The organism is Pseudomonas sp. GW823-FHT02E01, from assembly GCF_058797535.1.
Genome location: NZ_JBXAJS010000005.1, coordinates 149,720 through 162,701 on the forward strand (window position 1 = coordinate 149,720; position 12,982 = coordinate 162,701).

General features: G+C 58.8%; 13 protein-coding genes. 6 read left to right on the top strand and 7 right to left on the bottom strand.

Annotated elements, in window-relative coordinates:
* Window positions 1-81: 81 nt before the first annotated feature.
* Window positions 82-1,023: a fatty acid desaturase gene (locus AC1RDQ_RS13700; RefSeq protein WP_492587541.1), complete on the bottom strand. Its 942-nt coding sequence runs from the start codon at window positions 1,021-1,023 to the stop codon at window positions 82-84.
* A 328-nt stretch (window positions 1,024-1,351) separates the two neighbouring features.
* On the opposite strand from AC1RDQ_RS13700, the gene AC1RDQ_RS13705 reads away from it, so the two are divergent.
* A complete protein-coding gene (locus AC1RDQ_RS13705; RefSeq protein ID WP_492587542.1) occupies window positions 1,352-1,768 on the top strand; it encodes a GNAT family N-acetyltransferase in 417 nt (138 codons plus the stop codon).
* 132 nt (window positions 1,769-1,900) lie between these two features.
* On the opposite strand, the gene def is transcribed toward AC1RDQ_RS13705, so the two are convergent.
* Window positions 1,901-2,440: a peptide deformylase gene (def, locus tag AC1RDQ_RS13710; RefSeq protein ID WP_150813272.1), complete on the bottom strand. Its 540-nt coding sequence runs from the start codon at window positions 2,438-2,440 to the stop codon at window positions 1,901-1,903.
* Window positions 2,441-2,442: 2 nt separating this feature from the next.
* Window positions 2,443-3,402 carry a YihY/virulence factor BrkB family protein gene (locus AC1RDQ_RS13715; protein ID WP_340313217.1) on the bottom strand — a complete coding sequence of 320 codons (960 nt, stop codon included), beginning with the start codon at window positions 3,400-3,402 and terminating at the stop codon, window positions 2,443-2,445.
* Window positions 3,403-3,756: 354 nt separating this feature from the next.
* Between AC1RDQ_RS13715 and AC1RDQ_RS13720 the strand changes: the two genes are divergently transcribed.
* Window positions 3,757-4,134 (top strand): hypothetical protein, encoded by a 378-nt coding sequence (locus AC1RDQ_RS13720; protein WP_057713562.1) that lies wholly within the window; start codon window positions 3,757-3,759, stop codon window positions 4,132-4,134.
* Between the two features lie 202 nt (window positions 4,135-4,336).
* On the opposite strand, the gene fadD1 is transcribed toward AC1RDQ_RS13720, so the two are convergent.
* Together fadD1 and fadD2 are read right to left on the bottom strand one after the other, a co-directional pair.
* Window positions 4,337-6,037, bottom strand: a complete 1,701-nt coding sequence (gene fadD1 / locus AC1RDQ_RS13725) for a long-chain-fatty-acid--CoA ligase FadD1 (protein ID WP_492587543.1) — start codon at window positions 6,035-6,037, stop codon at window positions 4,337-4,339.
* 379 nt (window positions 6,038-6,416) lie between these two features.
* A complete protein-coding gene (gene fadD2 / locus AC1RDQ_RS13730; protein ID WP_492587544.1) occupies window positions 6,417-8,105 on the bottom strand; it encodes a long-chain-fatty-acid--CoA ligase FadD2 in 1,689 nt (562 codons plus the stop codon).
* A gap of 246 nt (window positions 8,106-8,351) precedes the next feature.
* Here fadD2 and AC1RDQ_RS13735 point away from each other — a divergent pair, with 246 nt between their 5' ends.
* Together AC1RDQ_RS13735 and AC1RDQ_RS13740 are read left to right on the top strand one after the other, a co-directional pair.
* A complete protein-coding gene (locus AC1RDQ_RS13735; RefSeq protein ID WP_090457399.1) occupies window positions 8,352-9,296 on the top strand; it encodes an alpha/beta hydrolase in 945 nt (314 codons plus the stop codon).
* Between the two features lie 44 nt (window positions 9,297-9,340).
* Window positions 9,341-9,811 carry a MaoC family dehydratase gene (locus AC1RDQ_RS13740; protein WP_007995982.1) on the top strand — a complete coding sequence of 157 codons (471 nt, stop codon included), beginning with the start codon at window positions 9,341-9,343 and terminating at the stop codon, window positions 9,809-9,811.
* A 123-nt stretch (window positions 9,812-9,934) separates the two neighbouring features.
* Here the strand turns inward: AC1RDQ_RS13740 and AC1RDQ_RS13745 are convergent, their stop codons facing one another.
* On the bottom strand, window positions 9,935-10,402 hold the full coding sequence (locus AC1RDQ_RS13745) for a ferritin-like domain-containing protein (RefSeq protein ID WP_492587545.1): 468 nt from the start codon (window positions 10,400-10,402) through the stop codon (window positions 9,935-9,937).
* A gap of 203 nt (window positions 10,403-10,605) precedes the next feature.
* Here AC1RDQ_RS13745 and AC1RDQ_RS13750 point away from each other — a divergent pair, with 203 nt between their 5' ends.
* Window positions 10,606-10,842 carry a DUF3820 family protein gene (locus AC1RDQ_RS13750; protein ID WP_003227425.1) on the top strand — a complete coding sequence of 79 codons (237 nt, stop codon included), beginning with the start codon at window positions 10,606-10,608 and terminating at the stop codon, window positions 10,840-10,842.
* A 19-nt stretch (window positions 10,843-10,861) separates the two neighbouring features.
* Window positions 10,862-12,043: an aminotransferase class V-fold PLP-dependent enzyme gene (locus AC1RDQ_RS13755; protein WP_492587546.1), complete on the top strand. Its 1,182-nt coding sequence runs from the start codon at window positions 10,862-10,864 to the stop codon at window positions 12,041-12,043.
* 2 nt (window positions 12,044-12,045) lie between these two features.
* On the opposite strand, the gene AC1RDQ_RS13760 is transcribed toward AC1RDQ_RS13755, so the two are convergent.
* Window positions 12,046-12,771, bottom strand: a complete 726-nt coding sequence (locus AC1RDQ_RS13760) for an intradiol ring-cleavage dioxygenase (protein WP_489847689.1) — start codon at window positions 12,769-12,771, stop codon at window positions 12,046-12,048.
* Window positions 12,772-12,982 lie beyond the last annotated feature (211 nt).

Below are 12,982 nucleotides of genomic sequence, written 5' to 3' on the forward strand. Positions count from 1 at the left end.
CATATTGCCTGGATGTTGACTGACACGACGCCATCGCGAGCAAGCTCGCTCCCACAAGGGAACTCAGTTGGTAGCAACAAATCAGTAAAACGGATGCCTCGGGCTGTCGATGGCCTTGACTCCATGTTCACGCCACAACTGCCCATAACCCCGCACCAGAAACCCGCCGCTACGCGCCAGCCATTGCTCGCGGCGGGCCCTGTAGGCGCGGGGCAAGTCGTACCAGGGCAACCCCGGCAACTCGTGGTGCACCAGATGAAAATTGAGGTTCAGGAACAGCCAGCGCCACGGCCACGCCGCTTCATTGAGCACCGTGCGCTGCTCCGGCGCGGCATGAGGTCGATGTTCATAGTAGGAGCGAATCATGGCGATCGACAGCGCCGGCACACTGATCAAAAACAGGTAATGCCAAACCGGCAACAGGCTGAAGTTCGCGATGAACAGCAGCATCAACCCGGTCATCAAGCCGTGACTCAACCACATCAGCCAAGCCTGGCGCTCGCCTGCCCCGAGGCGTTGCAGCTCTTCACGGGCCAATGCCAGCAAGGCCAGCGGTGCCCCCAGGGAAAAACGACCGAGTACGGTTTTGTTCAGCCAATGCAGGCTGCGCACCAGCGGTGAACTGCCCTGCCACTGCCCGGCGCTCAAGTAACGGCTTTCCGGATCGCGACCGGGGATCGTCAGGTCCTCGTCGCGGTGATGCTGCAAATGGCTGTCGCGATACAGGGTGTACGGATACCAGACGGCAAACGGCGCGTAGCCAAGGATTTTGTTCAGGGTTGGCCAGCGCGTGGGATGACCGTGCAGCAGTTCGTGTTGCACGGATAACCACAGCACCAGCAATGGAGTCAGCAACAGCGTGCTCCACCATAAACCCAATCGATGGCTGTTCAACACGATGCCAAACCAGCCGCCATACACACCGATCAACAGCAACCAGGTCGGCCATTCGGTGCGCGCGGTGAAGCGTCGGCGCAGTGTTTCGATTTCTTCTTGGTGGGCGCTATCAAAGTAATGGGGCATGGCGTTGCTCAGATCGGGGACCAGTCCCGTTCTGTGCAATGGCCTTGGGAAATCTTGCAGATTATTTTCAGGAGGATCGCTCCCATGTTGCATGGGAGCGATCAATCAACGCGGATCAGTGACCGAATACGCCAACTTTTTTGGCCTTCTTGTCCGCGCGCTTTTCAATGGCGGTTTTCACCGGTTTCTTTTTCGCCGATTTCTTTGAATCCATACCTTTGGACATGATGCGTACTCCACTCATGGGGATGTGAGATCAGGTATACACCTATCCCGGCGCGCGCGTTCTTTTATAATCGCCCGCTTTGCATACCGACAGTCCAAAACCATGCCCCAGACCCGATACACCCTGCTCGACGAGCCTTTATGGCCATTGATGAACAAGTTCTACCGCGCTCACCAATCGTCGATGAAAGCCGTGCGCGACGCGCAGTTGTGGGTAGCCCGACGTGACCAGATAGTTGCCGCGCTGTGTTTGCGTCCGGTGTCCGGCGGGCATTGGCTGACCGGGTTGTTTGTCAATCCGGCCTGTCGCGAACAAGGGCTTGCCGCCGGGTTGATTGCGGCAGCGGTGAAGGATTGCGAACAGCCGGTGTGGTTGTTCTGTCATCCGGATTTGCGGGGGTTTTATGAGCGGCGCGGGTTTACTTTCGATCCGCCGATGCCTTACGCGATGGTTGAACGGTTGAGCCGATACGCGCGCAGCAAGCCGATGATTGCTATGGGGTTGGCGCCAGGCGTTTAACTGACTCAAGCCAGTTGGAGATCCAATGTGGGAGCGAGCTTGCTCGCGATGAGGTCCGGTCAGTCAGCATTGTAGGCAACTGATACACCGCCATCGCGAGCAAGCTCGCTCCCACAGGGGTTTGCAGTGAGTCTAGTCGTCCGCGTTGGGATCCAGGTCCGGGAACATCACCTCGGTGAAGCCAAACTTGCTGAAGTCGGTAATGCGCGACGGGTACAGGCGGCCGATCAGGTGGTCACACTCATGTTGCACCACCCGCGCATGAAACCCCGAGGCAAAACGCACGATGGGCTCACCCTTGGGGTCTACGCCTTCGTAGCGAATCTGTTGGTAACGCTGCACCGCGCCACGCAGGCCAGGCACGGACAAACAGCCTTCAAAGCCCTCTTCCAGGATCGGGCTCAGCGGTGTGATCAACGGGTTGATCAGGATCGTCTGCGGCACGGCTTCGGCATCCGGATAACGCTCGCTGTGCTCGAAACCGAAGATCACCAGTTGCAGGTCGACGCCGATCTGCGGAGCAGCTAGGCCAACGCCCCCCACGCTTTCCATGGTCTGGAACATGTCATCGATCAGCTGCCACAGCTCGGGGCTGTCAAACATTTCGGCCGGCACTGGCGGGGCAATGCGCAGTAGGCGCTCATCGCCCATTTTCAGAATTTCACGAATCATGATCAGGTTTCGTCAATGGTCGGTTTCGGTTGTGAATGATCGCGGCCCAGCCCCGACACGTGGTGCTTTTCCTCATGGACGGGACCATGCTCGCCAGCCACTTTTTCGCCAGGGTCCTTGCCCTCTCGTGACATGTGCTCGATCACGGCATTCATCTCCGCGCCCAGCAGCAGCACCGCGGCGGAAATGTAGAAGTACAGCAACAGCACGATAATCGCACCGATACTGCCATACATGGCGTTGTAGTTGGCGAACTCCTTGACGTACAAGCCAAAGCCCAGGGACGCGATGATCCATACCACCACCGCCAGCACCGAGCCTGGGGTGATGAAGCGGAATTCCTGTTTGACGTCGGGCATGACGTAGTAGATCAACGCCACCGCGACCATCAGCAGAATCACGATCACCGGCCAGCGCGCGATGGTCCAGAGGGTGACGATGAAGTACTCAAGCCCGACTTGCGCAGCGATCCAGCCCATCACCTGCGGTCCGAGCACCATCAGCGCTGCGGCGATCAGCAGCATGCCGGCAATGCCGACGGTGTAGATGATCGACAACGGAAAGCGTTTCCACAGCGGGCGCCCTTCAACCACGTCGTAGGCTGCGTTCATCGCGCTCATCATCAGCCGCACACCGGCGGAGGCGGTATACAGCGCAATTACGATACCCACTGACAGCAGCCCCCCCTTGGACTGCTGAAGCTGGTCGATCACCGGGTTGACCTGCTCCAGCGCCTGGGGCGGCAATACAAGTTCCGATTGCAGGCGCAGCCAGGAGAAGAAGTCGGGCAGATGCAGGAAGCCGATCAGGGCGATCAGAAACAGAATGAACGGAAACAGAGAAAAGAGCATTTGATAGGCCAACGCCGAGGCATAGGTCGACATCTCGTCGGCGATGAACTCGGTGACCGTGCGCATCATCACACGGTGCAGGGGCAAGCCTCTCATGTCCGGGAAAATCATTAGCGTCTCCATTCGCCGCATACGGATTTGGGGTGAAGTCGTGGCGACTCAGGGGCTGTTTTCTTTCATCAAGGTAGCCCAGTTGGCGACTTTGAAACAAATTCAGCGTGCAAGTTCAGGCTGACACAAAAACGGCCATCTGAAGATGGCCGCGTCTTCTTTTCATTAAAGACATTTCAATGCAGGAAAGTCGTTACACAAGGTTGACCGGGGGCTTTTGCAGGGAGTTTCATTTATTTCACCACGACATTTCATCGTTCAGTGCAGGTTGCGCTTTATGTTTGCGGGCCAACCCTTGAGAATGCGCAACACATTCAGGCCTTGGCGCTGAAGATCCAATCCCGTAGGAACGTTATGAAACTCGATAAGAAGCAGGCCATTGCCCGCAGAAACCAGGAACTCGGCGGTGCTGTGCTTGGCGTCAACAACTGCCACTTCACCGAATTGAACCGCAACCGCAATATCTGGTGGTTCGACATCCCGGTATCGCGCCTGGCCGTGGGTCAGTACGAGTGGATTCACCTGCTGATGCACACGCCGGACACCGACGAACTGCTGCACCTGAAAGTGCCGACCGTGTTCCTGCGTGAGAAGCTCGAAGGCCTGGTGGTGCGCAATGAAGGCAAGCGCAAGGCGGCATTGAGCCTGGAACTGAGCGCCGACAAGGACTCCTTCCTGCAGGACATGCGCCCGGCTGGCACCAACGTCAACTTCGCACCGTTTCGCTTGTAACACCGATCCCTGTGGCGAGGGGGCTTGCCCCCGTTGGGCTGCGAAGCGGCCCTGATATCTGCAACTGCAGTCCATCAGACTCACCGAGCCCACAGGATCTGCGACTGCTGCGCAGTCGAACGGGGGCAAGCCCCCTCGCCACAAAGGCACTTCTGGTTTCGCTAAAAACAAAAAGCCCCGCATCGGCGGGGCTTTTTGTTGATTACGCGGTGGCTTTCTTCGCGTTGATCTTCTTCAGCTCTTCATCGCGCAATTCACGACGCAGGATCTTGCCGACGTTGGTGGTCGGCAGTGCATCGCGAAACTCCACGGAGCGCGGGACCTTGTAGCCGGTGACGTTGGCGCGCATGTGCTCCATCACCTGTTCCTTGGTCAGGGTCACGCCTGGCTTGGCAACGATGAAGATCTTGATCGCCTCGCCCGACTTTTCGTCCGGCACACCGATGGCCGCGCATTGCAGCACGCCCGGCAGAGTGGCCAGCACGTCTTCGAGCTCGTTCGGGTACACGTTGAAACCGGACACCAGGATCATGTCTTTCTTGCGATCGACAATGCGCATGAAGCCATCGGGCTGGATCAGTGCGATGTCACCGGTCTTCAACCAGCCTTCGCTGTCGAGGATTTCATCCGTGGCTTCCTGGCGCTGCCAGTAGCCCTTCATGACCTGCGGCCCCTTCACGCACAGCTCGCCGATTTCGCCCAGCGGCTGCTCGACACCGGCATCATTGATGATTTTGCACAGGGTCGACGGTACCGGAATGCCAATGGTGCCGACCTGGATGTGCTGGATCGGGTTCACCGTCGCCACCGGGCTGGTTTCGGTCATGCCGTAGCCTTCGCAGATGGCGCAACCGGTCACCGCTTTCCAGCGTTCGGCCGCGGCCAGTTGCAGGGCCATGCCCCCCGACAAGGTGACTTTCAGCGCGGAGAAGTCCAGCTTGCGGAAGCCTTCGTTGTTGCACAGGGCCACGAACAGCGTGTTCAGGCCAACGAAGCCGCTGAACTTCCACTTCGACAGTTCCTTGACCATCGCCGGCAGATCGCGCGGGTTGCTGATCAGGATGTTGTGGTTGCCCGCCAGCATCATCGCCATGCAGTGAAAGGTGAACGCATAGATGTGGTACAGCGGCAGCGGCGTGATCAGGATCTCGCAACCTTCATTGAGGTTGGAGCCCATCAGCGCCTTGCACTGCAGCATGTTCGCCACCAGGTTGCGGTGGGTCAGCATCGCGCCCTTGGCCACGCCAGTGGTGCCGCCGGTGTATTGCAGTACCGCGACATCACCACTGGCCGGGTTGGCTTCCGCCACTGGCTGGCCCAGGCCTTTGCTCAGCACGTCGTTGAACTTGACGGCCTTGGGCAAGTGATAGGCCGGCACCATCTTCTTCACGTACTTGATGACGCTGTTGATCAGCAGACGCTTGAGTGGCGGCAGCAGGTCGGCGACTTCGGTGACGATCACGTGCTTGACGCCGGTTTTCGGCACCACGGCTTCCGCCAGGTGCGCCATGTTGGCCAGGCAGACCAGGGCCTTGGCACCGGAGTCGTTGAATTGGTGTTCCATTTCCCGCGCAGTGTAGAGCGGGTTGGTGTTGACCACGATCAGCCCGGCGCGGATTGCACCGAAGACGGCTACCGGGTACTGCAACACGTTGGGCAGTTGCACGGCGATTCGATCGCCGGGTTGCAAATCGGTATGCTGTTGCAGGTAAGCGGCAAACGCACCGGACAATTCGTACAGTTCACCGTAGGTGAGTGTCTTGCCCAGGTTGCTGAATGCCGGCTTGTTGGCGAAGCGTTGGCAGGATTGCTTCAACACTGCCTGAATATTCGGATACTCGTCGGGATTGATGTCGGCAGCAATCCCAGCTGGGTACTTATCCTTCCAAAAGTCTTCGATCATGGAAGCCCACTCCTCAGCAACGCGAATTCAGCACCGCATTTGATGCGATTATTATTGGTGTTTGGTCATTGGTGAATCTGGCTGATAGAAGGCCGAGAAGTCACAAAGCGCGCCGAGAGTAGCAGCTTTGCCAAGGGTCGACTAGAGCCAAAAGCGGCCTCTACGGTCACATCCGTGACTCAAGACTAGCGATTGGTCATTTTAGAGCAAAAATTCTATAAGTCCCTGAAAGCCCCGAAATCCGGGGCTTTCGCTTAAACCTGTAGGAGCGAGCTTGCTCGCGAAAAACGTCCGGGCAACGCGATCATTCAGACAGGGCGCGTTATCTTGACGTCCATCGCGAGCGAGCTCGCTCCTACAGGGATCGGCCATTCACCGATCAGGCGATATCACGCAACTCCCGCCGCAGGATCTTGCCCACCGGCGTCATCGGCAGGGACTCCCGCAGCACGATATGCTTCGGTACCTTGTACGCCGTGAAGTTCTCCTTGCAGTAAGCCTTCAGCTCTTCAAGGCTGACCCCTGCTTCACGGGCCACCACGAACAGCTTCACCGCCTCCCCCGACCGCTCGTCGGGCACACCGATGACCGCACAGTTGGCGACGTTAGGGTGAGCCATCACGACGTCTTCGATTTCGTTCGGGTACACGTTGAAGCCCGAGACAATGATCATGTCCTTCTTGCGGTCAACGATACGCACGAAACCATCCGGGTCGATCACCGCAATGTCACCGGACTTGAACCAGCCCTCGGCATCCAGCACCTCGGCCGTGGCATCAGGTTTCTGCCAGTAGCCCTTCATGATCTGCGGGCCCTTGATGCACAGCTCGCCGCGTTCGCCCAAAGGTTGTTCGACACCGTCATCATTGATGACTTTCAGCGTGGTGCCTGGCACCGGCAGGCCGACCGTGCCGATCCGCGACTGGTCGCCATAGGGGTTGGTGCAGGCCACCGGCGAAGTTTCGGTCAGGCCGTAACCTTCGGTGATGCGGCAACCGGTCAGTTGTTCCCAACGCTCGGCGGTGGCCTTGACCAGCGCAGTGCCGCCGGAGTTGGTGAGCTTGAGGCTGGAGAAGTCCAGGGTCTTGAAGTCCGGATGATCCATCAGCGCAACGAACAATGTGTTCAGACCCAGCAACGCCGAGAACCGCCAGTTCTTCAGTTCCTTGATGAAGCCGGCGATGTCCCGTGGGTTGGTGATCAACACGTTGTGGTTGCCCGTCACCATCATGCACATGCAGTTCGCTGTGAAGGCATAGATGTGGTACAGCGGCAGCGGCGCGATCATCACCTCCTGCCCTTCGCGCAACAACGGTTGCCCGTCGCTACCGAACTGTCCCAGGCAGGCCCGTGCCTGTTGCATGTTCGCCACCAGGTTGCCATGGGTCAGCATCGCGCCCTTGGCCAGGCCCGTGGTGCCGCCGGTGTATTGCAGCACGGCGATGTCGTCGAGGCCGACCTTCAGTGGCTTGATACCCAGGCCACGGCCCATGCGTAGCGCACTCTTGAAGGAAACGGTCTGGGGCAAGGAATAGTCCGGGACCATCTTCTTGACCTTGCTCACCACCGTGTTGACCAGCCACCCCTTGGCGGTGGGCATCAGGTCGCCCATCTTCGCTTCGATCAGGTACTGGATATCGGTGTCGGGGAGTACTTCCTGGACTTTCTGGCCGAACATGTTCAGGTAAACCAGCGCCCGGGCACCGGAGTCCTTGAACTGATGGCGCATTTCCCGCGCGGTATACAGCGGATTGGTGTTGACCACAATCAACCCGGCGCGCAAGGCACCGAACACGGCGATCGGGTAATGCAGGACGTTGGGCATCTGCACCGCGATGCGGTCCCCCGCCACCAGGTCGGTGTGGGCTTGCAGATAACCGGCGAAGGCCGCGCTTTGGCGCTCCAGTTCGGCGTAGGTCAGGGTCACGCCCATGTTGCTGAACGCCGGGCGGTCAGCAAACTTCTTGCAGGAACGCTCGAACACCTCGATCACCGACTTGTAGGCTCCCAGATCGATATCCAGGGGTACACCGGCCGGGCGTTTGTCATTCCAGAAATCAGGTTGCATTGTTCTTGTCCTCTTTGACCTGAATCTATCCGGGGCCACTTTTCTGTCATTTTTCAAAAAAAATGCAAAAAGCGGAGCTTCACGGACACTAGCAGTTATGACGTAGCAGGCAAATATGCCCACGGCCGTCATTGACCGTATGAATCTTCTTGCCGTGGCGTAGGCTGATCAGACGCCCGGCCAAGGATGCGCTATAAACTGCAACGAGCTGTTTGCGACCAGGCAGCCTCATGCAAAGGAACCGCCATGATCCATGACACTTTCTGGCTGACCACGAGCGACCACAGCCGCCTCTTCGTCAACCAGTGGCTTCCCGACGGCAGCCTCAAGGCAATGATTCTGCTGGCCCACGGCATGGCCGAACACAGCGGTCGTTACGGCCCCCTTGCGCAAAAGCTCTGTGACCAGGGCTATGGCGTGTGCGCGCCGGACCTGCGTGGACATGGCAAAACTGCCGAAAACGGGACACTCGGGCATTTCGCCGATGACGATGGCTGGTGCAAGGTCGTGAGCGACCTGGCCAGCCTCAACCAGCACATCGGCCAGCAGCACCCTGGCGTCCCGATCGTGCTGCTCGGTCACAGCATGGGCAGTTACATCGCCCAGGCCTATCTGCTGCACCACAGTGCCAGCCTGCACGGGGCAATCCTCAGCGGCTCGAACTTCCAGCCTGTGGCGCTTTATCGCGCGGCACGGCAAATCGCCCGTCTCGAACGCCTGCGCCAGGGCCGCACAGGACGCAGCGCATTGATCGAATGGCTGTCGTTCGGCTCGTTCAACAACAAATTCAAGCCGGCACGCACACCGTTCGACTGGCTCAGCCGCGATCCGGCGCAGGTCGATCTGTACGTCAACGACCCGCTCTGCGGTTTCCGTTGCACCAATCAACTGTGGATCGACTTGCTCGGCGGCTTGCAGCAAATCAGCAAAGCGTCCAATCTCGCGCAGATCGACCCGGGCCTGCCGCTGCTGGTGATTGGCGGCGAATGTGATCCGGTGAGCGAAGGCAAACGTCTCAAGGATCTGGCCGACGCGCTGCGGGCGGCCGGCAGCCAGCACCTGCAACTGACCGTTTACCCACAGGCGCGGCACGAACTGTTCAACGAGAGCAACCGCGATGAAATCATCGCCGATGTGCTGAACTGGATCGCACAGGCCTTGAGCGCTCCTCGGCCGCACCGGTCCGAATAGATTTTTTTTGTGAATTTTTTAATTCGTCACAGGAATTGAGACAGATGACCCAGGTTACCAACACCCCTTACGAAGCCCTCGAAGTCGGGCAGACCGCCAGTTTCAGCAAGACGGTCGAAGAGCGCGACATCCAGCTGTTCGCTGCGATGTCCGGCGACCACAACCCGGTACACCTGGATGCCGAATACGCCGCCAGCACCATGTTCAAGGAGCGCATCGCCCACGGCATGTTCAGCGGCGCGTTGATCAGCGCGGCGGTCGCCTGCGAGTTGCCTGGCCCGGGAACCATCTACATCGGCCAGCAAATGAGCTTTCAGAAGCCGGTGAAGATCGGCGACACCCTGACTGTGCGCCTGGAAATCCTGGAAAAACTGCCGAAGTTTCGCGTGCGCATCGCCACTCGCGTGTTCAACCAGCGCGATGAACTGGTGGTGGATGGCGAGGCGGAAATCCTCGCGCCACGCAAGCAACAGAGTGTGACGTTGACCACGCTGCCGGCAATCAGCATCGGCTGATTGACGGGGCAAAAACTGTGGGAGCGAGCTTGCTCGCGATGAGGGCCTGACATTCAACATTGATGTTGACTGATCTGGCGCTATCACGAGCAAGCTCGCTCCCACAGTTATTTCAACCAGTCGTTACGAACGTGCACGCGCCTGGTTACGCAGGGCCTTGACCTGATCGTGGTTACGCTGCACGCCGTGGAACTGACGCTCAACCAGGTCGCGAATGCCCACCAGGTTGTGCTTGTTGATTTTCTCCATGGCGTCGCGGTAAGCCTTCAACGCATGGTCTTCTCCGCGCTCGGCTTCATTGAGCACGGCCTCCTCGCCCTTGCCGGTGAACATCGACTTCACGTCGACCCAGCGACGGTGCAAGTCGCCGCTGACACTGGTGGAAGTTTCCGGATCGCCACCCAGTGAACGCACGGCAGACTGCAACTCCGCAGCGGCCGTACCACAATCGCTCGCCCGATTGATGAACAGGGTTTTGAGTTCAGGGTGCTTGATGTCTTCAGCGCATGTCTTGAACCCGGCCTGACCGTCCTTGCTGGTTTCAATCAGGTCGTTGAGTACAGAAATCGCTTCTTTTTTGATGTCGGTCATTTTTCAACTCCTTACGACGGATGAACGGTGTAAGGAACGTTGCACTCTGCGTGCCAGCTCGGAATCGTCTAACTATTCTTTACTTTTCAAATAGTTATCCATTATCAAAAAATCTGTATCCGTTTTATTTGCATGATCTGTCATTTGGCCTGCATGCAGAATGCCTGTATTTTCCAGACTGACTGAATCAAGACGACTGATCGATGAACCCTGAAAAGCTCGAACTGCTGATCACCCGTGAAATGCCCTTCGGCAAATACAAGGGTCGAATCATTGCTGACCTGCCCGGCCCTTACCTGAACTGGTTCGCCCGGGAGGGTTTCCCCCATGGCGAGTTGGGCGGCCTGCTGGCCCTGATGCAGGAGATCGATCACAACGGTTTGTCGGACTTGCTCGAACCGCTGCGCGCCAAACACGGCAAGCCGGCCCCGCGCCACTGAATCACCTACCGAGTACCCCATGCCCGACAACACCCGCCGCGCCCGTGATGAAGCCTTCTGGCGAACCTTTGCCGACCGCTACGATGTCGAACCCGGCCCGCTCAACCTGGAGAACGGTTACTTCGCACGCATGTCGCGCACGGTGGTCGAGGAATATCAGCGCAACATCGAACTGATCAACCGCAGCAATTCGGTGTACGTGCGCCAGCGTTTCGAACAGGGCGACAGCCTGAAGATCCGCGCGCAACTGGCCAGGTTGATTGGCGTACCCGCCGACAGCATCGCCTTGACCCGTAACGCCTCGGAAGGTTTGCAGTCGCTGATCCGTAACTACAACCGGCTGCAGCCCGGCGACCAGGTACTGGTTTGCGATCTGGAATACGACACGGTCAAAGGCGCCATGCGTTGGCTGGCGCGTAATCGCGGTGTCGAAGTGATCGAGATCGAACACGCACACCCGGCAACCTTCGACAGCTTGCTCAATACCTATCGGGAAGCCTTCGCGCGCTATCCGCGGCTGAAGCTGATGGCCCTGACCCACGTCACCCATCGCACGGGCCTGGTGATGCCGGTGCAGGCGATTGCAGCCGCTGCAAAGGAACAGGGCATCGACGTCATCCTCGACGGCGCCCATGCCCTCGGCCAGTTTGAATTCGACCTGACCGAGCTCGGTATCGCCTTCGCCGGCTTCAATCTGCACAAGTGGATCGGCGCACCGCTGACGCTCGGCTTTATCTACATCGCACCCGAACGCCTGGCCGACATCGACCCGGACATGGGCGAGATGCATTTTCCACCCACTGACATTCGCGCCCGTACCTCGTACAGCACCCCCAACATCCCGGCGCTGATGACCCTGCCGCTGGTGCTCGAAGAACATTGGGCGATGGGCGGTGCCGCGGCCAAGGGCGCGCGGCTCAATTATCTGCGCAACCGCTGGGTCGCTGCGGCGCGGCAGTTGCCGGGCGTCGAAGTCCTGACCCCGGATGACCCACGCCTGTATTGCGGCATTACCTCAATGCGCTTTACCCGGCATGCCGACCAGCAAACCATGGTCGAGCGCCTGCTCAATGAATACAACCTGTTCACCGTGACCCGCAGTGGCGCGGCATGCGGTCCGTGCATCCGCATTACACCGGGGCTTACCACCACCGCGGCCGACATGGATGTGCTGGTCAGGGCGCTGAGCGAACTGGGCTGACCTCAGACGGTGTACTTGTCAAAGTCCTCGGGCTTGATCTGTGTCGACACGGCGAACGTGTCGATGCCGATGGTCATCTGCCCGAAGTAGCCGTCTTCAGCCGAATCCCGCCCCAGGGTGTGCACACTCAAGATCGATTTTTCACCGCCCATGGTTGAATAAAAATAGTCCTGAGCGTTGGTCAGTGCCGGCACGGTTCGGCCGCTGTACGGTCGGCTACCGAGTACCGAACGAGAGGCCACCTCAGGCAGGTAAAGCTGCCCGACCCAGGCAACATGCCGTTCTTGCAGATAGTTGTTACCGGCCGTGATGCGCACGGCGACGTGAATGTGCAATGCGCGACCGGCGTAAAAACCGGGATAGATCGTGGTGAAGCGCACGATGCCCGACTTGTCGGTGAACTGCCCGCCGCGCAGATAGGTATCGTCATCGGTGCGCGGGACGGCGCCGATATCACCGGTATCGACCTCGACGTCCGGGTTGATCTTGCTCCAGCCCGAATAGGCACCGCGGGCATTGCAGTGCCAGATATCCACCAGCGCATCGGGGACCGGCTCGCCGGTCATGGCATCGACAATGGTCAGCCGCAGCACCAACGGAACGCCTTCGGCGCCTTCGCTGATGTTTCTGCGGATCAGTTTGGGGTTGCGGAAATACGGGCCGGCAATCTGTTCGGGAGACAGCAGGTAGACCGGTGCCGGGGGTGCAGCTGAGGTGGTAGCGTCCATGACGTTCTCTCTTCCATAAGATGAACGCAGGCTAGCACCGGTCGATTTTCGTTATGCGGTAACTATGTATCGCATGATGTCCTTGTCCCTGTGGGAGTGAGCTTGCTCGAGTTGGCGTCGTGTCAGTCAACATCCATGCAATCTGTCACACCGCTATCGCGAGCAAGCCCGCTCCCACAGGGGTACGACAACTTTCTTCAGGCAAAAAAAA